The 18,744-nt window shown below is 53.8% G+C and carries 18 protein-coding genes and 1 pseudogene; 1 reads left to right on the top strand and 18 read right to left on the bottom strand.

The annotated features are described in order from the left end of the window. Positions 1-13: 13 nt before the first annotated feature. Positions 14-301, bottom strand: coding sequence for a type IV pilus inner membrane component PilO (locus EI42_RS15580; protein ID WP_111323547.1), 288 nt, complete (start codon positions 299-301; stop codon positions 14-16). A gap of 2 nt (positions 302-303) precedes the next feature. Further along, positions 304-822: a hypothetical protein gene (locus EI42_RS31945; RefSeq protein WP_137685995.1), complete on the bottom strand. Its 519-nt coding sequence runs from the start codon at positions 820-822 to the stop codon at positions 304-306. A 225-nt stretch (positions 823-1,047) separates the two neighbouring features. On the opposite strand from EI42_RS31945, the gene EI42_RS31940 reads away from it, so the two are divergent. After that, the gene (locus EI42_RS31940; RefSeq protein WP_137685994.1) at positions 1,048-1,806 is read left to right on the top strand and encodes a hypothetical protein; all 759 of its coding nucleotides are present in this window, start codon (positions 1,048-1,050) and stop codon (positions 1,804-1,806) included. Positions 1,807-1,870: 64 nt separating this feature from the next. Here EI42_RS31940 and EI42_RS33305 read toward each other — a convergent pair whose 3' ends face one another. The 16 genes and pseudogenes from EI42_RS33305 to EI42_RS15490 all read right to left on the bottom strand — a co-directional run. Beyond that, positions 1,871-2,149: a hypothetical protein gene (locus EI42_RS33305; protein WP_211326193.1), complete on the bottom strand. Its 279-nt coding sequence runs from the start codon at positions 2,147-2,149 to the stop codon at positions 1,871-1,873. A 91-nt stretch (positions 2,150-2,240) separates the two neighbouring features. Next, a complete protein-coding gene (locus EI42_RS31935; protein ID WP_137685993.1) occupies positions 2,241-2,552 on the bottom strand; it encodes a hypothetical protein in 312 nt (103 codons plus the stop codon). An 18-nt stretch (positions 2,553-2,570) separates the two neighbouring features. Continuing rightward, positions 2,571-3,674: a hypothetical protein gene (locus EI42_RS15565; protein WP_137685992.1), complete on the bottom strand. Its 1,104-nt coding sequence runs from the start codon at positions 3,672-3,674 to the stop codon at positions 2,571-2,573. A gap of 468 nt (positions 3,675-4,142) precedes the next feature. After that, positions 4,143-8,024, bottom strand: a complete 3,882-nt coding sequence (locus EI42_RS15560; protein ID WP_111323543.1) for a phage tail tape measure protein — start codon at positions 8,022-8,024, stop codon at positions 4,143-4,145. Between the two features lie 280 nt (positions 8,025-8,304). Continuing rightward, positions 8,305-8,730 (bottom strand): hypothetical protein, encoded by a 426-nt coding sequence (locus tag EI42_RS15555; protein WP_111323542.1) that lies wholly within the window; start codon positions 8,728-8,730, stop codon positions 8,305-8,307. Then, positions 8,730-9,689, bottom strand: a complete 960-nt coding sequence (locus tag EI42_RS15550) for a phage tail tube protein (protein ID WP_111323541.1) — start codon at positions 9,687-9,689, stop codon at positions 8,730-8,732. The genes EI42_RS15555 and EI42_RS15550 overlap by 1 nt, the downstream gene beginning before the upstream one ends. An 11-nt stretch (positions 9,690-9,700) precedes the next feature. Then, entirely contained in the window at positions 9,701-10,165 is a 465-nt protein-coding gene (locus EI42_RS15545; protein WP_111323540.1) for a hypothetical protein, read from the bottom strand. Further along, the gene (locus tag EI42_RS15540) at positions 10,162-10,593 is read right to left on the bottom strand and encodes a hypothetical protein (protein ID WP_111323539.1); all 432 of its coding nucleotides are present in this window, start codon (positions 10,591-10,593) and stop codon (positions 10,162-10,164) included. The genes EI42_RS15545 and EI42_RS15540 overlap by 4 nt, the downstream gene beginning before the upstream one ends. Next, complete coding sequence (locus EI42_RS15535) at positions 10,590-11,174, bottom strand: phage head-tail connector protein (protein ID WP_111323538.1); 585 nt, start codon at positions 11,172-11,174, stop codon at positions 10,590-10,592. Before EI42_RS15535 ends, EI42_RS15540 begins: the two co-directional genes overlap by 4 nt. Before the next feature lie 8 nt (positions 11,175-11,182). Continuing rightward, positions 11,183-12,136, bottom strand: coding sequence for a phage major capsid protein (locus EI42_RS15530; RefSeq protein ID WP_111323537.1), 954 nt, complete (start codon positions 12,134-12,136; stop codon positions 11,183-11,185). Positions 12,137-12,145: 9 nt separating this feature from the next. Next, positions 12,146-12,502, bottom strand: coding sequence for a hypothetical protein (locus tag EI42_RS15525; RefSeq protein WP_111323536.1), 357 nt, complete (start codon positions 12,500-12,502; stop codon positions 12,146-12,148). After that, positions 12,486-13,088, bottom strand: coding sequence for a hypothetical protein (locus tag EI42_RS15520; RefSeq protein ID WP_111323535.1), 603 nt, complete (start codon positions 13,086-13,088; stop codon positions 12,486-12,488). The genes EI42_RS15525 and EI42_RS15520 overlap by 17 nt, the downstream gene beginning before the upstream one ends. Continuing rightward, on the bottom strand, positions 13,081-14,547 hold the full coding sequence (locus tag EI42_RS15515; protein WP_111323534.1) for a phage portal protein: 1,467 nt from the start codon (positions 14,545-14,547) through the stop codon (positions 13,081-13,083). The genes EI42_RS15520 and EI42_RS15515 overlap by 8 nt, the downstream gene beginning before the upstream one ends. A 5-nt stretch (positions 14,548-14,552) precedes the next feature. Then, positions 14,553-15,239 (bottom strand): DUF6610 family protein, encoded by a 687-nt coding sequence (locus EI42_RS15510; RefSeq protein WP_111323533.1) that lies wholly within the window; start codon positions 15,237-15,239, stop codon positions 14,553-14,555. Further along, on the bottom strand, positions 15,232-16,653 hold the full coding sequence (locus tag EI42_RS15505) for a terminase large subunit domain-containing protein (protein ID WP_111323532.1): 1,422 nt from the start codon (positions 16,651-16,653) through the stop codon (positions 15,232-15,234). The genes EI42_RS15510 and EI42_RS15505 overlap by 8 nt, the downstream gene beginning before the upstream one ends. Positions 16,654-18,065: 1,412 nt before the next feature. Then, a pseudogene (locus EI42_RS15490) lies at positions 18,066-18,744 on the bottom strand (RNA-guided endonuclease InsQ/TnpB family protein); the annotation flags it as partial.

Raw genomic sequence — 18,744 nt, 5'->3', positions numbered from 1 at the left:
TCGCTGTTTCTCTTTATTTGAGGTACTGGCTGAGGTTCAGCAGAGATAACGCGAGTCCTACCAGTGATGCCACCGTGAGAAGGAGTTTCTGAGGAGCTCCCATCAATTGAGCTTCAAGTTCTTCAAGACGCGCCTTGGCTTCGTCTAGCTCCTTTTGCAAGGCCTCTAGCCGGTGGTCATTGGATTCCTTGCGAACGTACTCCCGATTAAGGGTCTGCTCAATTTTCTCCAGTTGGACCTTAAGCGGTTCCACCACATCCTGCATGATTTGCCGTATCTCCCGATAGTCATCCAGAGGCATCTTTACCTCCAGACCGGCCGCAGAAGAACAGGGGCCTTCCCATTGAGCACAGGGCCAATACAGACCCCAAGTGCCATCCCATGTTCATCATCGGCCATCGCGCGGATCCCGCCATTTCCGTCAGAGCAGACAAACGCGCGAAGAGGGATATCTTCCTGCATGGAAGGTACCGCGACGCGCCCGACAAGCGCCGCATGGAAGGATAATGGAAGGTTTGGGTTGTACCAGGGGTTCTGCCCGTAGTATTGATTCGGGTTGTTGGCAACACCGAGCGACATCCCCGGAGACTCGACGATCACCATCGCCGCGGGGCATGCAACATGTGTGCAACGAGTCCAGTAGTCCGGATTGGAATCAGACGGACAGATCACGGTGCCGAAATCATACAGGTCGTCGACTGGGACTACTTCCGCGTAGTCAAAATTAGCGAAGGTTCCTCCTGCGCTCCAATTAAATGTAGGCGTGCTTGTCCGTACGTTTGGCCCACCCACTACAAGCCCGTCTGTAGTTGCCTGTAACAACTTAGTCCCGTTAGTTTGCTTGACACCAAATCCCGCGGACCCCACGATGATGGCAGACGGGGTACTTGTGTTGTTTGGCTTGACGCGCAAATCCCCGTTAATCACGCAGTCATTGTTGAATGTTGCCACGCCCCCATTGACATTGAGAGTCTTGCAACTGATCGATTTCCCAGTTGCCTCAATACCGTCTTTGGTAAACGATACCACGGGAACAGAGTCCGGTACATGGAATCGGATCGCGCCTATGTAGGACCCCACCTGGCGAGTCTTGATATACAGGTCGCCATTCGTATCGGCAATGAGGACGTTCCCTGCGTTGCCGTTGACCCCCATACGAATTTCACCGCGCTCAAATGTAATGCGGCCCGCACCGTCTGTCTTAATGGCGCCGTTGTCCAGGAGGGATTTGCCGGACACAGTCAGATCGCCGTTGATCGACGTCCCTCCGATACTGGTTCCACCGCCAGACCCGACGATGGACCCGTCATTACAGATAGTCAGCAAGGGCTTCCCTGTCTCGTCGGCAAAGATCAGCGCCCCTCCAAATGTCGGGTTTTTGGGAGCCTCTGTGAGTTGCTGCGGGCGGGCAGCATCCGGAGTCGTGTCGACGTATTCTGTGGCATCTGCCACTATCTCTGCGAGTCTATACAAGGTGGAGGCGCCCGCTTTTGTACGGTACACGCGCTTCTTGGTACAGCCCAGAGGGCCAGCGGGGATATTTGTAAGCCGGACGATACCTTTCCCGTCTGTTCCTATTGTCACTGGCACCTGATTCGATGGGAGAGACTCGCCATCCTGGCTACAAAATGTAACAGCATATTTGTATGTCCCCGCTGTCAGGCCAGTCCCCGTCTCTGTAACAACGCCAGGTGCAACAGGTTTACTACTGATCGCCCGGAGAGTGAGATTTTGGGCAATTTGCACGGGCTGATCAGACATTTTGCCAGTCAACAGGCGATAGTATTCGTTGAACCATTCGGCTGAGATAAGACTGTCGCTCGTGCGCCCGTTCACACGTTCGTGTAGAGGCATAGTTCTCCTGTCATTCTTAGATATTGGATATAACTACATTTCCATCTATCGATATATCGGTGTTCTTCCCGGAGTGGTCGTACCCAAGCAGGCAGTGGTTGTGCAAATTCCCCTGACCTACCTCCCCACTATCAGACAAGCCGATGTGAGAAATGTACGTTTGCGCCATCGCGGCAGTCAGGTAAAACTGGATAGTGTACTGCCCTGCGCCTCCGCTATACCCCGCGACAGACTCAATGCGTTGAAGCGGGGCGTAAACAGGATCGTAAGGAACTTCACGGAGGATGTTGCTCATCGTATCGGTGGAACGTACGTGCCGGGTCACTCTGGTGCCCATGTCGTGCGGCTGGGTAGTCGGGGTGGTTAGCGTGTAAACGACACCACTGCTACCAACCACTACCCCACTGAACTCCAGTATCTCCTGCGCCGCCCCGCCAGGATCGATAACGATCTGGGTGTCTCCGGGTTGGTCGATTTGCTCCGTTACCTGGATCGTCATAGCCCCGGCGGGGATAGTCGCGAGTAGCGTTGACGATAGTGACTCTATTACCAGGTAGACCGGGGGACGGTAGTTCCCTCCGATTGCCGATGCTAACGCGGTAATCCCGTGGGTCGTAAATGTATTCTTGTTTCGCGTTGCGGGCACCCATACCCACCGACGAGAGATGGGGAGCCAGAGCTTTTCTTTGACTGTCCATAGGGCCTGAATGCCAAGCTTAGATTGATGAGAATCCTGCATATGCGTCTCCCCCATCGTGTAGTGCTACATCTGTCGCATAATAGTGGCCGGATACTTGCGCTGAGTAGGAGAGAGAGAACTGTACCCCAAGTTCCTCGTATGCCTCCTGCGCCACAACAAGTGTTTCCTCTTCCTCGGTCGCCTCGTCTGTGGGCTGGGTCCTGGCCATCAGCATCATAACGACGTCCGCGAGGTCCCAATTCCACGAGCCAAGTTGTAGCGTGTATTCAAACACCCCTCCTCCTAGTGGCTTTGTGTCGACACTCTGGATGAGGAAGGACCCGTGTATACCCCGGATGCTGTGGTCTACCCTGATTATTTGCCCGGCTCGGAGCCCCGCGCGCCAGCAACGGACCTTGAGGGAAACCAGACCATAGGCCTGTTCATAGAGCAATACCCTGGCCCGCTGTATCGCAATCTGAGGATCGAATACAGTGTCGTTGGAGAGGGAGCCGTCAAGGTATTGGCCGTAGTATCTGCGGCTCTTTTCATCGGTGACAACCAACACAAGGGGGAGCTGGTACCGATAGACGCAAGACACCGTAGATCCGGCGGCCGGCGGTGTGTTGAAGGTGAGTGTCAGAGCATCAGGGTTAACGAGCACCTCCGCGGTGCCGCCTTCCCTGATAAGTTTGTTTTGGTCTTCTGCCCCGGGAGAGTACCCTAGTTGCAACTCGGTGCCATTGACATAGACGTGGATTTTGCCGTCAGAAGCGATACGGGGGTAGTATGCCAGCACGAACGTGTCGTTACGCCCGTTCGCCTGAGTGCTCAGGTCTTGCTCAAAATCCTCACTAGGTCGCTTCCCTCCGTGGAAGTACACGCGGTTGATAGCGGCCGTGTCGTCCTGCTCGTAGCTATCCACGCCAAATTGCATTGTTGTTCTAAAGTTTGGCGTGTTGGAGAGCCCGAATGGAGCTGAGCTGTTTTCGGTAGGCGCGACATAGTGAAACCGCTTATTATTATCAATCCAGGCAGTGTACCCGGTGATGTCAATGATGCTCTGTAACGCCTTCAAGAGCGTTTCATTGCGGTAGCGTCGCAACGAAAAGAAGAAAGCGGTCTTTCGGGTTGGAATCAAGGAACGGTCGACCCAGGGGGCGTGCTTCTTGAGGAGGGCGGTAATTATCTCAAGATCGGTCACCCCTGTGAACACTTCTGTGATAAGAACACGGTCCAGAGCCTGCCAGTAATCGTGACACTCGATTTTCGTGTAGATAGTCGTGCGATCAGTTTGGTCACTGAATTTGACGGCATACCCTCCGTAGACCCGATCGCCATTACTGTCAAAGATGACTACCTCGCCGTTGCGTACGAGAGCCGGGTAGTCCGCCCGTGTCCCACTACCGACGGCTGTAGATAGCGGGCCGAGGGTAGTCAAAAAACTACAGGTGGAGGACCGTGATCGCCCCCCGCTACCGCTACCCGCTCCCTGCGCGAGGGTGTCAGATATACTGATTGATTCCTCTTGCACGTAGTCAGTGATATCGACACCCGCGAGGGTAACACGGAGGCCTCCCCTGGTGATACCTCTTGGGTCGCTCATCCACTACCTCCATGCCCTGTGCAACCCGTTGAGTCGGATAGGCGCGACCACCTGGGTAGCGACAGCGCCGGCTATCTGCTTCCCGTCCAGATTCACGGATAGGTTAAAGTTCATGTTCCCAAAGCGCGCCTCAAAGGCGTTCTGGTAGCCCATGTGGGTAAGCTTTGGAGATGTAAAGGTCGTGTGCATTCCCGTAACCACATCCTCGACGGCAGACAGGAGCATGGGCTTGTGGTCCTGAATACCGCGGGCGTACATACTCATCATGATAGGCATGTACGTGTCTGAGTTTGACAGCGGGCCACCTTTCGGAGGTGAGTTAAATCCTAAGAACTCTTTGACTTTCCCAGCCACATTCGATATTGCGTCTGTTACCGCCCCTGCCGCGTTGCGAATGCCATCTGCGAACATATGTATTGCGTTCTGCCCCGCCTCTAGAAGCTTGCTTCCAAGTCCCTGTATGGTCGAGGTCACATTGTTTACCAGTTCGCCGGCTTTCCCCTTTGCCTGGTTAGCCATCTCACCAAATTTTCCAATCATCTGGGAGACGAATGCCCCGATCTTTCCAAGCACCTGCCCGGGCATATCAGAGATCCATTTGATGATAGCCCGTACCACATCAGGCACAATGGAGTTTCCTACAAGTTTCATCCATAGTTGTGTGAAAAAGTCGATGAAACCCTTGATGAAGCCACTAATGATCCCAAGCACAATGCCTGCCAGACCTGTGAACCACGACACAAGCCCATTCCATATGCCCATCACGATGTTCTGAACACCTGTCCACAGTAATTCCCATCCGGCTTGTATTAACTCACTGTTTCCAGTAAAGATACCTTGTATAATCGACCAGATTCCCATGAAGAATTGAATCATGCCGGTGAATACCTGGAATACGGAGTTAACCAGATTCATGATTAACGCGAAGGCGGGCGCTATTGCGCCAATCAGCCCGTGAATGATTCCCCCTCCAACTGAGATTATGACGGTCAGGATGGCCCCTAGCACCGTCGCCACACCTGCGATGGCGGGCTTCACGGAGTTAAGGGAAGTTTGGAGTTGTTGGAACCGCTGCTGTAGCTGCTGAATCCCTTGCTGCCATAGTTGCTGTACTACCTTCAGGACATTCTGGAAGGACGACACGATTCCGTCCCAGAGCGGCTTGAAGGTCTTAATGACTCCTTGCAGACCACCGAGGCGCTGCCAGAGGACAAAAAATCCAAGTGCAAGGATTGCTATCACTGCCGCGATCGCCAGGAAGGGCACACCGAAGGCGATGACAGAAGGGACAGCGGTCACAGCTTGTATCGCAAGACGCTCTATCCCTGTAGCTAACAGAGCCATACCCTTGTCAATCCCAGCCCATCCGGATGACGCGAGCTTCCCTATCCCCGTTGCCAGAGAAGTGATAGAGGAAATGGGATGGGCTACGATGCGAGTAAGAGAGCCAGCTACGCGCGCTAGCCCTTCCGCCATACCAGATAAAGAGGTCCATTTGCTTGCTGCGATAGCTTTAGTCAAACCTCCCGCAAAGGGGAGAAAACCGGCTATCGCTACACCTGCAAATGCGAGCGCAGGAGCGAACGGCTTCAACGCCGCAACCGTCTTCTGCAAGACTGGCGCCAGGGCTCCCCAATGTGCTGCGAATAAACCAGCGCCTGTCGCGACTAAGGCGATCCCCGCCGCGACCCCTGCGAAGAGAGGAACCCACGGCCCCATGAGAGACAACATCACAGCCATGATGCCCACTATAAGCAGCAAGGGGGTGAGCACCGCAGCGACTGTCAGGAATGTACCTATGAATGTTCGCGCCTCCGGTGACAGCCTTTGCAGGGAGACAAGCATGTTGTTAAAAACCGTTAAAAGAGGCGTGAGGGCTGCATTGATAGGGGTGCCCATAATTGCAAGCACATTGGACAACTCCCCTTTTGTGCGCTGCAACACGTTATGCAGATGCTCCCAATCTTGCGCCGCCTTCACCACGGCCTGGCTCTGTACTCCATCTTTCTGTTGCCCCATCTGATTTGAAAGATTTAACGCTTTCGATGGATCCATGTTGGCAAGCTGCGCTGCCTGGGACGTGTCAACCCCGAAGATCTGAGACAGCTTTGAAATCTTATCCGCGTCAGGCAGCCCTTTCATTGAGTCTCCGACTAACCTGATGAGCTCCGGGAGCGGCTTCAGATTCCCGTTGAGGTCGAAAAATTTCGAGTCGAGTGCCCCGATAGACTCTGCCCACTCGAAAAACGACTTGTCACTGTCAAGGGCTCCCATCTTTTCCGCTGTGTCATACAGGGCCAGCAAGCTGGTCGCGGTATTTTCGATGTGAACCTTGCTGCCACCCAGACTTTCAATCTTATTATTTAACTCCTCAACACCGTCAACAGCCGTGTTGACCTCTATAAGACCCAGATCAGAGAGCGCTTTGACTGCTTTGTCGCTTGGTGCAACCAGGGACTTGAGGAAGCCGCTGAGGACATCTGTTGCGGTGCTCAAATTCGGGATGCCGCTGCTTGCCAGCGCTGAGATGGTTCCCAGATATCCATTGAAACTGATGTGGAGCGTCTTGACATATCCTCCCAACGACTCCATCGAGTCATTCAGATCTGTGATATCTCGCACACCGTTGCGGTTCGCCAGGTAAAACATATCAGCAATATCAGTAGCATTTTGCGCGTTCAAACCGAACGTTTCTAGAGCGGTGTTCATCAACTCGGTCGCCGGCTCCAGTTCTGTGTTGGTAGCCGCGGCCAGGTTAATGATCGCCTGGCCTAACCCCTTATTGAGGGCATCAGTCAGACTATTCTGGCGTTGAGCGAGAAGATCGAACGACTTCGCGATATCTGTTGCCGAGAATGTGGATGCGTGGGACAGCTCCTCAATTTGAGTCTTCAGAAGAGCGGTCTGCGAGGCGGAGAGGTTGGCATGATCGGCAAGGGAAGAAAGTGCCTCATCAAATTCCATTGATGTTTCACTGGCCTTTGCCAGCGCTTCCCACATGAACGTGATGATCGGACCGGCCACCTCCCCTACATCATCCAGGAAGTCAACCGCCTCTGTTAGCTTATGCAACGAAAGGGCATGCGCACCAACCGCGCCCGCCGCTGTAGTGTGAGCGCCGGCCGCGCTCGTTGTAGCGCTTGCAAGGCTGCGGCTGGCACTTGTCGCACTTAAGGTGCTCGCGGCGTAACTTCTCATAGCGATGCTGGCTCTTCTGGCCTCCGACCCTGATTTGCTGAGAGACGTGGCAGCATCTTTTGCCGCCCGCGACAGCTCTTCCTCTCCTATTCCTGCGTCAATTGCCGCGTCCCCTAGCTTTCGTTTTTCCCTGGCGGCCACCGAAGATTTGTTGCCCTGTTCCTCTATTTTCGAGTTGGCTTTCCCTGCGGCAGTTCCTAACTTACTCTCCGCCTTCGCAGCTTCTTTGATAGCATTTTCAAGGTGCTTGGTTTCGCTTGCTGCGTCTCTGGCCTCATCCCCCTGGGTACGGAGGGATACTGTTGCCAGGTCGGTCTGGCGTGTCAAGGAATTAATATCGTTGGAGGTGCTTTGTGCTGAGTCCCCAAGAGTACGCAGTTGTGAGGATGTCTTGTCTACGGCGGTTTCCAGTTTCCTGGTTTCTGATGTGAGATCATTCAAAGCCCGCAGCAAGTTGTGTTGCTCTCTGTATGCCTGTTGGGTCGCGTCTGCCAGACGTTTTTGGGCAGAAACCAGGTTGGATGTTTTTGTGTCGAGGTCACCAAAAGCGGCCACGGCGCTATGCATGGCACGCTCAAGCTCCTCAAGCTCCTGCTTTACCTCTCGGATCTCGCGTTGCAACTGCTGGAACCCGTCAGAAGCGCTATCCTCTAGAAAAACGCGGAGTCCTACGCGCGCCTCACTCATTCGTCATCGTCTCCTATTATTAAGTCCGCTACTGAATCCGGCTGCCCCTGCCCTGACTCCCGCCTCATGCGCTGTGTTTCCTTGCGTTGGTGCCTGGCCGTTTCCTCAAAATACACCGCGAGAAGGTCAGCTTCATCCTCTGGAATCAGGGCGATATCTTTAGGGAGCCACCCGAACGACTCATAGCAGTGAATGCGAAAGGCGAACGAGGTGGGTGGGATGTGTATTTCGTCGGACCCTTCCGTGAGAAATGACCGGCGGAGCTCCTCACGGAAGGACTCTAAAAAGCCTTCTTGGCGTCGTCCTTTTTCTTGAGGCGGTCGAGAATAAGGAGAGACAAAGCATCAGCAGCGTCGCCAACCATCTCGCGGACGGTGTTGCGGTTTATTGGTACCGGGCGGCCGTCACGATATTTAAAAGGCCACTTTTTCACGCACCGCACAACCAATTCAAGAGCAAATTCACCTTCGTCGATATCTGAGATCTCTACCTGTCCGTTCGACTTGAAGCGCTTCTTCACTGATGCCCGCTTTGCTGCTTCCCGGTCACCCATACTCAGTTTTCTCTTAATCCAGAATGGTACCTGTCGACCATCCATCTCGATATATACCTTCTCGCCAGGGTCATCCTCGGGAACAAAGAAGTCATCATAGTAGAACGTCTCGTTGTCACCCTGTGCAGGGAAATCCGTGATGTTGTCCGCCATTACTTGTACTCCTTCACCTTGTTTTGGACCTCAGCGTGAATAAGCCCTGAGGCGCCAGAGACCGCAGTTGTCTTTGCTTTTACAAGGACATTGTCTTTCCCGAGGTCGTGGTCCATACTGTCATATGAGATTTGAGGGATGGTAATTTTTAGCTCTTCATACAGGGGAGTGGCGCCCGTGGTCAGCGTGTTCCCGATGACGGTGATCTCAACACTGTCGTCCAGGCCTTTCATGTAGCGTTGGTACAGAGAGTCGTTGTCAAACCGGGCAGTGAAATCACATTTCACCTCGCGCTCCCCAAAGTACACCGCTTCGTAGTCAAGCGACCCGTGGGCTGGATGCCACAAAGTGAGCTTCTGGCTAAACTCAATATTAATTTCGGTGATATCCGCTGTTTCGGTGCCGTTTAACTTGATTCGCGGCGCGTAACCAGCAAAAGGCAGCGTAGGCGTGAACCGCGGGGTGATCGCCTGGCCTTCATACTTGACTGGATACCGATGCTTTAACGTCACCTCGTTTTCAATAAGTTTTCCGTCCGAATTAATCTTGAGTGACCATTTCTCAACAGCGGCGTATGAAGCCACATATACAGCAGCGTCATAGCTTTTAAACAAGGTCAGGGTGGGAGGAATGTCCGCCAGCTCGAAGAGATGCCGGTACACATCAGGTGCATTTTCCGGGTCAGGTTGAACCGCGACGGTAGAACCGAAGGCAGCGAGCATCAAGTACGGGCTCGTATCGACGTAAAACGGCCCTTTCGGGTCCGTAGACCCGTCGCGGGCGGTGTCGACCAACCCGTAAACAGCATCGCGATTCCCGCGCTCTTCTTTCAGTTGCTCGCGCTTTTTCGCGCCCTTCATTACCGACTTACACGGATGAAACACCGAAGGGGCGGCCAGGGCAACACCTGGGGTCGTTTCGACACCGAACCCTAGCCATGACTTCTTACTAATCGCCATTTATGGGACTCCTAACTCGTGGGGATGTTGAACTCTGTGAGGACGTCCAAATTAACAATGAGACAGACAAATGTTTGCCCCGACGCAACAAGCTGGGTCACTCCACCATGTGTGGGTGTCACCTGTCTAGCGAGGCCATTAAGCGTCTGGTTACGCCATGCGCTGAACGCCTGTAGATATGGCATGATATAGGCATATGCCTCAGCTATATTTTCGTCGAACGACGCCCGTCGTATCATATGCCGGACCCCGACGCGTACCGAAACAAGTAACTTGCCATTCGTGTCAGAGATGATACGAAAGCCGGAGAGCGCGAGGAGAACACCGTTATGTTCGGGCGGCGCGTCAGGTGGGGTCTCATACACAATAGAGACCCCAGCAACCTGCTGACGGATAATGGCCGCTATCTGCCTGATAATGGGGCCAACAAGAGCGTCACCGGGGAGAAAGGGGCTGTCAACAGGGTATTCCGTCATCTCTCACCTTTCCCAGAGGCAATAGCCATAGCAGCTATTTCAAGCCGCCCTGCGGCCCAATCTTCGATTGCTGGAATGTCCTTTTCTCCACCTTGCCAGAACATGCGCGCAGGCCGAGTGATAGTAGGGGAGTTATCCCCGAGAGGACCTCCCTCGACATAAATGTCATAAACGCGACCCCACCATTGCATCTGATCGTCAGACTCTGTGTACATCGCAACGAGCAGAGGGTCAGCAGGATCGGTGTTAAACTTGCCTGTCTCGTCTCGCTGCAAGGCCCCCTTGAGATGCGGTGTACGATCTACAATCCGCCCGAGCAACAGATCGCGCAGGTTGTCGGTGCCCTGGTGCAGCTCCCGTTTGATCGTTGCCTCGAAATCAACCTGAAACAGGTCACCAGGGTCATCAATCTCTAATCGTAGAATCACGCGTGGAACCCCTTCCATCGATATAGATTGAGGAGTTCGATCACATCGGGGGGCATTTCCTTTGTGTATTTCTGGCGGATCGACCCCTGTTCTGACACGGTGTCTGAATAGGCTGTGTCGCGCATTTTGACCCAGTGTGTTACCAGGCGGGTACAAGCTCTCCGGATCGTCTCTGGCACCGTCGAGAACCCGAAATGACCCACAACGCGGTAATTTCGACGGCCCTCCCGGAAAGGCTCACCCGAAACGCGCGCGATTCCGAAGGCGGGTATTTCATCTTCGGGCCACAACATGCAATCATATGTGATATCCCGCTCTCCGGCTGCGAATGTACCGAGGGCAGGATTGTACCCGACTTCAATAACTTGCTTTATCTGTCTGATGTAGCCAGTAATCAGGATGTCGCGTCCCCGGCCCGAGAACCACCGCACGTCATCAGGAAAATCCTGAAAGGAGTACCCGACATATCGGTCAATGGTGTCTCTGGCCTGCATAATGAGGGACGCAATCCAGTCATCTTGCTGCGTGGTGCGGATGTCAAGAGCGCGCCTGACATCCTCAAGAGTACAGTACTCTACCATATCCACACCTACACAGCAGTGTGAATCGCTAACGCCCTTTCAGGGTGCACAAGCTGAATGTCATAATCAGCCGTCACACCGAACTGTTTGCGGCGACCGAAGTCATACAGGGTTGGGTCGACCGTCAATTCAGGGCGACGCTTCCACGCGATGAAAGCCCAACGCGGGGCGACTAGCAGCGCGACGTTGGTTGTCGCCTTTGCATCTGTAGCACCCTCCTGAAGTTCAGTAAGGTGATGAGACACGATGATGCGGGTGTTGTGCAGAACGCCTACCTCCCCACGCAACATAACTTGCGGTGAAGCATAGCGGAGGTCATTGCGGACCTTATCGTCTTTAAGGAGGTCACGGTATTGCTTGTTTGTGATGACAAGTCGCCATAAGCCATCTTCCCAGGGCGTGTTATACAAATCTTTGAGCATAGTGAGCGCGTCCAGGATGACATCACTGGACATCCGATCGTCAGGAGTAATCGTGTTAGGCGCTTTGCCCCCTGGGTATACCTGGGCAAGTTTTGCAGATGGGTTGCCGGGCACCGACTTGTTGTATAACGCAGCGATGTCGGATTCGATTTTCTGCGACATTGCATCTGCCAGACGGTCAAGGATTTCAGCCATACCGTCATACTTCATTCGATCAAGCGCTTTACGTGTGATCGAAACGGCCTTGCCCTTCTCTCCCGGAACAAGAGGCACGGAATTCGCATTGTTCAATGCCTCGATATTGATGTCTACGCCTTCAGACAGATCAGCAGCCGCGTCAAGATCAGGAAGCGACGGGATATATACTGTATCGCCCGGAGAACCCAAAAGATCAGTATTTTCAGTCAAAAGCTGCTGTAAGACCGCGTTTCTGCGGAGATTTTTTTCAAGCTGACTTGCCCAGAGCTTGGGGATAATCGCCGTAAGGTTGTTTGTCTGGGTGAGTGCCTTGCGAATTAAATCATCAGTAGGAAGCGACATTCTTATCTCCTAATCTTTCAAGCCTTGTGCAAGATATTCTTTCGTTAGGCCCCATGCCAGGGTCTTTTCTTCCGGCGTGAGTTCCTCCCCAGACGCACATTTTCGCAGGATATAGTCCGCCGGGCTGTCCTGCATGGGGTCAACCACCACGGCTTTGCTCCCAGTGCCTTCCTGGCGGGTCAGCTCTGTGGCCTTTTGCAGTTTGGTCTCGACCTCCTGTGTGATTTGGCGGGAGAACTCCGACAGAACCTCCTTGATAGATTCAAGGGATACGCTCTCAGCTTTCGGCTCGGGCTGTGATGGCGTCTCGGCTTTTGTTAAGCGTTCCTCTAGCTTGGTGAGGAACTCGTCAATGTTTACTTGCATGCTCTTCTCTTCCTCTCATAATGAGCGCATTAGGGTTTACTGGGACGGCAGGGGACACCGCTAGCGTAACCTCTTCCAGGGGGTCAATCTGGATAAGGTGCCAGCCGCCTGTAGCCTTGCGCACTCTCTTCTTCGCACGCCCGGCAAAGGAGAAGCCGGCGGCCTTCGTCAGCAGCTCAGGTGCCTGTTCGTGTGTCAGGGCCGCTCGAGCATATACCCCTGTCCCCGAAACAGGCTGGTACTCGAACTCTGCCAGGTCATCAGGATGAGAAATCTCGTAGGATGACTTGCCCTCTCGAATGAGTGCTACTTTCTGTAAGTAGCCGATCTGGTACGGCTGATGATTGAGCATAAGAGGGGCCTTTGCCCCGAAGTACGCGGGGAGGGAATGCAAGAAGGCTTCAGGTGGTACGTCGTCCTTCTGCCGGTCCTCATCATCTGTTGATGCCCACCCTTCGATATACACACGATTCGCGGATTGCCAGGCTTTGATGACGTAAGCCGCTTTCTGCACACGGTCGTTCCGCTCCTCATAAAGCTCTCGTACTGCCTCTAGCAGGGACCGGTACAATGTATTTTTATCCATGCGTGTCCTCTTTACGGAGTCCGGTATTTCGCAGTTTTTGGGTCGTGCCGCGCGGTTTTTGCGGCGCGTCTCCGGGGGCTTTCCGCTCCTGATTTTGCTCCCCCGGGCGCTTGTTCTCCTTTGGTTGCGGCTGACCTGGGGCGCCAAACATTGGAGGATTAACGAGGGCCTCTAGCTGTGCCTCCGCATACTTTGTCAGCATTCTAACAGGGAGTGCTGTCGCCCCCAGAATTACAACATGTTCATCCCCACCTTCAATGGATGGCTCACCGCGCGCGTTTCGTATCTCGTTAATCGAGGCGAATCCGTTTTTAAACGCTATCTCGTCGATTTGCCTTTGAAGCAGCTCGTCGCGGCTGTCGACCTCGTCATACGTAAGCGCCAGGTCTAGCATTTGTAGCTCATCCCAGAGCAGGCGGCGGGTCATGGTACCTGTGAACTCGCGAAGAAGCGGGTCAATAGCGCGCCGTTTGAAGGTATATGACAGGTTGAATCCGTTGGACTTATTGACGTCGGCAGCCTGTCCAAGCTCGTTGGCTGTAACACCCAGAATCGCCATGATTTTCGCTTGCACCTCGTGCAACAACGCCGTGGCATCTAAGTCCTTCAGTGCATAGCCGAACTCGACCCAGTTCATGTCCCCGCGAGAACCGGTCAACAGGATCCTATGGTTACTCTGCGCCTGCTGATTCCAGCTCTCAACCGCTAGCTTAAGCTCCTGCTCCGTCAGGTCACCCAGGCTCAGCACTCCATAAGGGATGTTTCCCTCGGTGAATTTCGACCCAATAAAATGAAGCATGAGCGACTCGATAACCGCGCACGCATACAACTGGTCCAATCTCGAAAAGGGGTAGACGCTTGACGAGCTGGAATCCCGCTTCAGAAAAATTACATCAGCAGATTTCCAGGTGTGACCCCCTTCACCTTTAATGATGTTTCCCAGGCTGTCGCGCATGTTGTAACCCAGGACATTGCCGTGCTCGTCAAAGTCAATCTGAAGCCGCGCCGCGTCGAGGGGGTACAAGTTTGCAGGCCGCCCTCTACTGTCGCGTTCAATCTCAATAGCGGCATACCCCAGCACGATCAAATCGCGATAAATAGCCTCAAGGAAGTGTTTGCGAGAGTCCCTTTTATTGGGTTTGTCAAGGTAGTCGAGAATGAACCGACCTCGCTCCGGATCGGCTGCCTTAGACGGGTCGACATGTTGCACAGAGATTTTAACCGGGGTTACATAGTCGATAGTCGCATTGAGACATGCGGCCATCGTCGGGGTTTTCAGGGCAATCTCCCTCTTTCGCTCTGGGGTTACCAGCGTGCCGTCACTGGCCACAGTCTGGGGTGGTTGCCCGGTCCCGAGCTGCCCTGGCTTATAGTCAGAAAGAGCGCCGCGAGAGCCGCGGGAACGGAGTAGAGACCGGCGTACCACTGTATACGCCTTGATCAGCAAGCTCTCGCTCATATATCCTACCTTTCCTTCTTTGTAGTCACCTCTGTTGTTAATTGGGTCCACGCCTCCCTGAGAGCCCGGCACGTTCGCTGCCAGCACTCATAGTAGATATCGCGAGACCCTTTCGCTTTTGCGGGATGATCATGCCATCGACCATCTGCCCAGTATCGAGCGAACCGTACGGCCATCTTCTGGCCATAATTGCCGTCAACGCTGGTTACCGTGGCTATAGGGGCCAGCGCTTTGTACGCCTCCATTTGCTTCCGGGGGCTGCCTCCCAAAAGGTGGATCTTTCGGCCGGCCAGTGCACTCACAGGGTACCGGGCGCCTCCGTAGCTGGACGGGACAGAGTACCCGATTGCAACATCAGCGGGCAAAGCCAAGACCTGGATATGGAGCTTAGGCACCACAAACACAGTGCCACAATATGGGGCGAGTAGATCTCGCTGCCGAAGGACCCTCATGATGTCAGTCGCTTGCGTCCCTGACTCTGGCAAGTCTGGTACCGTCGCGTATTTGGGGCGATAGTGCTGGACAACAGAGATATGCCGCAGAAAATCGGGGTTCTTGTAATCCACGTCCACAAACTGCTGTGGGAACGGTGAAAGCGACGAATCCGACCGTAGCCCGAGTAACCACCCCTCGTCAAGGGCGACCTCCTGGAGACGTTTGTTTCCCCCGGCGCAGTAGATTAGATCAATCATCCTGGAACAACTCTGCCCATGGATCGCGGCTTCGCGGGGGTGAGAAGCCAGGTGAGAGGGAAACACCGGTGAACAGCCCCAAAGATGTCGGCTTCAATGCCAAATGCGCCGCCAAAGCCAGGCTCATCACAATATCATCATGGCCCCGCTTCGCTTCCATTTTCAAAGTTTTATTTTTCGTGTATTCGTAGCTGAAATTTGTCAGCTCACTAATAATCTCTCTGTTGTAAGGAATGGCTATTCGTTTCTCAGCAAAGAGCCTGGCCAGTTCTGACACAACCTCATATTTGGATTGTGACGAAAACTTATAGCCCTCCGCCCCAATGTCTCGTAGATCTTCGACCACGCTTTCACCAAGCGACGTCGCGTCAATCAGGGTTGACGCCCTGTTGTAGCGCGCGTGGGCGTCTCGCATCTGCTTGTATGTGGCGTAGCCCCGTTTCTGAAGCCTTGTCATGCCCACGAGCGGGATGAGCTCGGGGTTGGTGACATCAAGCACCACGCTCACAAAATAGTCCCGCACATTTGCCAGGTCAACACCCTGTACATAGCGGTGGTTTTCCTGGGGAGCCACCGGGAAGCGCGGTCGCTGCGCATCACCATCGAGATAGGGATACCGTTCATATGCAGCCTTAATAAGTGACGACGGGAACACGGAAAGATCGTCATCAACGAACTGAGCAAGGTACTCGGTACGCCACGTGATTGAGTCCTCGCCGTAACGCGACTTGACTCGTGCGAGAAACTTCCTGTCTGCGTGCGGGTTGGTCTCTGACGGGAAGTGAAACCAGCGCATTGAGCCGTCATCGCACCGCTGCGCCGCGCGGAAATAGTCATAGAAAGCCCCCTGACCAAATGGGGTCGAGATGAGGATAATACCGCTGTCTTTCTCTCGCCCTGTAACGGTCATCATCGGCTCAATGACATCGGTTAGCACCTCGTCCTTGCAAAAAGCCGCTTCATCGACAATGGCAAGGTGGCATTTCTTACCGCGCAAAAACTGAGGGCTATTCGCACCACGGCCATGTATCTCGGTGCCATTCGCCAGCCGGAGCCGGGGAAAGGGGTACTCGTTAATCTTGCCGACGACGAGCGCTGAGAGTGGCGCCATTCGGAACTGAAGCACGATCTCATTGAAAATGATGCGAGCCTGGTCGATAGTTGGCGCGATGATGTATATCTGCCTGTTCGCATGTGTTACGGAGAACCAGACAGCATAAATAGCCATTGCCACCGACTTCCCCCACTGGCGTCCACAACATACCACTGTGAGAGGGGCGATGTTGCTCAGGAGCTCTACCTGCCCCGCGTGGGGCTCCAGGGGCTCCCCGCTCGGCTGTTTGAGGAAAAACCGAGCGAAAGCCACTGGATCGGAGGTCAGATGAGTAGGGGGGTTCGTGGTGGATTTTGGCATAGTACCTCGTAGAGAGCTTGGAGGGAACCAGGTGTCTACATAGTTATCTCTATATATTATATCAGAAAAGCCCGGGTGTTACTTTTCACGCGGGCTCATCTCATCTAATTTCGCGGTGTCCCAGGGGAGAGTTTCGGGGTCAATACTTTTCTTAGACACCAAGTCACAAAAGTCTCGCTTGAGGATATACCCTATAATGGAATTTATTCCTCTCGAGCCGCGGTAAACTGTGTATTCTCTTCGCCTCACTGCGTCATTTACGCACTGCCGAGTTACAGACATCTGTCTACAAATTTCGGGTATAGCGATATATAAAACGCCTGCCTCGTCTTTAACGTATGGGAACGCGCGCGCCCTATTGAAACGAGGACGGAGAGCAAGCTTCTCCAAAGCATCCTTATGAATATACAGGTTAGAATCCTTAAAGAACCTGCTGGTGGGGATTTTTAAACGCCTCGCGCGCGCTTTAACTGTTTCAGTATGTATCCCCAGCTTTCGGGCAGCTTCTTGCACACTTATAAATCCTGACTCGGACGCTACCTGCCCTGGTTTAGCACTGTACCATTGTCTCAACTTCTCCGCATCTTCGACTGTAACATACACCCTAGTACTTGGTGGGAAGCGGTGGCGCTCAAAAGTGTAATTAAATAATACCTTCTCGGGTGCCCCTAGTTCCTTAGTCAGAGCGAGAACCGAAATATACTCGCGGCCCCGCATTGTATGTGATACGGACGGGCAACACATACTCTAAACGGAAAAGAAATGAGGGACTAAAATGAGGCTATTAGCTGTAAACACACCGTATGGGGTACATTGCTTGAAATGCGCAAATGCTGACTCAGGCAAGCTAGATGATGCATTGAAATATGTCAAAGACGGCCGCATATGGCACAAACGCGGGTTGAGACGGCCTTACCTGATAGACGACAGCACGCATGTTGTTATCCCGACCTATGAACTGTACAACTTCATATCTGATGTGGCGTTTGTCCATGACATATGGGGGTCACACAAGATGATCTTGACGAAGTTGTACAAGACAGAGGGCTCTTCTGTGACATGTGCGGGGGCTGTATTGTGAAACCGCTCACTGTCGCTTGTGTCAAATGTGGCGGCGTTGCATATCGCGGGCGCGCTGTGCAATGGGCGCGTGAACATGGTGTCACCCCTTACTGCCAACGGTGTTTTCAACGGCACGCCGCACGGGAGTTTATGGACCCGTATGAGTTTGACCTTCTTTGCTTAAAAGCGTGGGGTTAGCTGTACGTTCACACATGGGTATGTCAGGCCGCCCGGTCTGACTACTCATAGTGAGGGTAGGGTATACCCCTCACCTAAAAAAGAAAGAAAGAGGTTTTACACATGCGTATCTTGTTGACACTCCCCAGGCCAGAAGGGCGGGGATTCTTCCTTCATCCAGCCTGCTTGCGCGCCGCCGCAGAGCGACGACGCGTAGCGGCAGGCTGTCCAGAAGCGTTCGACGTTCCTTGCGGAGCGTCGGTTCCCGTCTGCCCGACGGTACCAGACAAGGCTTTGTGCAAGATATTCAAGGCGGCGTTGTGATCGCGGTCGAGGAGCAGCCCACAGCCAGGACACAGATGGGTACGCATACTCAAGCTCTTCTTGACCCGCTGCCCACAACGAGAACAGTCCTGACTGGTATAGGCCGGTTCCACCCCGATCACCGGAACACGATGCACCTTCCCATAATACCTGACCCAGAAGAGAAAACGACCCCACGCCGCGTCAGCGATCCTCTTGGCCAGATGGCGGTTCTTGACGAGATGGCGGATCTGCAAGGCTTCATAGGCAAAGAGGATCGTGAGACGAGACAAGCGCGTTCGCCTGCTTTCTGGCGAAATCCTCGCGCTGCCGTTGCACCTTGAGATACGCTTTGCTAAGGGCTTGACGGGCTTTCTTGCGCTTGGCGGAGCGCTTCTGCGTCTTCGAGAGCCGACGATGCAGCCGCTTGAGCCGTCGTTCCGCCTTGCGGAGATACTGAGGAGGAGCCACGGTGTTGCCTTCGGAGTCAGTGAAGAAGGCACGCAGCCCCAGATCAATGCCCACCTGCTTGCCTGTGGGCTGATGCTC

The sequence above is a fragment of the Thermosporothrix hazakensis genome, from assembly GCF_003253565.1.
In the GTDB taxonomy this organism is placed as follows: Bacteria; Chloroflexota; Ktedonobacteria; order Ktedonobacterales; family Ktedonobacteraceae; genus Thermosporothrix; species Thermosporothrix hazakensis.
Note: the sequence above shows the minus strand (reverse complement) of the source record. Positions and strands in the feature narration are given on the sequence as shown.

Coding starts and splice junctions, on each gene's coding strand:
- EI42_RS15580 (WP_111323547.1), bottom strand. CDS start 301: ATGCCTCTGGATGACTATCGGGAGATACGGCAAATCATGCAGGATGTG.
- EI42_RS31940 (WP_137685994.1), top strand. CDS start 1,048: ATGGAATCGGATCGCGCCTATGTAGGACCCCACCTGGCGAGTCTTGAT.
- EI42_RS33305 (WP_211326193.1), bottom strand. CDS start 2,149: ATGAGCAACATCCTCCGTGAAGTTCCTTACGATCCTGTTTACGCCCCG.
- EI42_RS31935 (WP_137685993.1), bottom strand. CDS start 2,552: ATGGACAGTCAAAGAAAAGCTCTGGCTCCCCATCTCTCGTCGGTGGGT.
- EI42_RS15560 (WP_111323543.1), bottom strand. CDS start 8,024: ATGAGTGAGGCGCGCGTAGGACTCCGCGTTTTTCTAGAGGATAGCGCT.
- EI42_RS15555 (WP_111323542.1), bottom strand. CDS start 8,730: ATGGCGGACAACATCACGGATTTCCCTGCACAGGGTGACAACGAGACG.
- EI42_RS15550 (WP_111323541.1), bottom strand. CDS start 9,689: ATGGCGATTAGTAAGAAGTCATGGCTAGGGTTCGGTGTCGAAACGACC.
- EI42_RS15545 (WP_111323540.1), bottom strand. CDS start 10,165: ATGACGGAATACCCTGTTGACAGCCCCTTTCTCCCCGGTGACGCTCTT.
- EI42_RS15535 (WP_111323538.1), bottom strand. CDS start 11,174: ATGGTAGAGTACTGTACTCTTGAGGATGTCAGGCGCGCTCTTGACATC.
- EI42_RS15530 (WP_111323537.1), bottom strand. CDS start 12,136: ATGTCGCTTCCTACTGATGATTTAATTCGCAAGGCACTCACCCAGACA.
- EI42_RS15525 (WP_111323536.1), bottom strand. CDS start 12,502: ATGCAAGTAAACATTGACGAGTTCCTCACCAAGCTAGAGGAACGCTTA.
- EI42_RS15520 (WP_111323535.1), bottom strand. CDS start 13,088: ATGGATAAAAATACATTGTACCGGTCCCTGCTAGAGGCAGTACGAGAG.
- EI42_RS15515 (WP_111323534.1), bottom strand. CDS start 14,547: ATGAGCGAGAGCTTGCTGATCAAGGCGTATACAGTGGTACGCCGGTCT.
- EI42_RS15510 (WP_111323533.1), bottom strand. CDS start 15,239: ATGATTGATCTAATCTACTGCGCCGGGGGAAACAAACGTCTCCAGGAG.
- EI42_RS15505 (WP_111323532.1), bottom strand. CDS start 16,653: ATGCCAAAATCCACCACGAACCCCCCTACTCATCTGACCTCCGATCCA.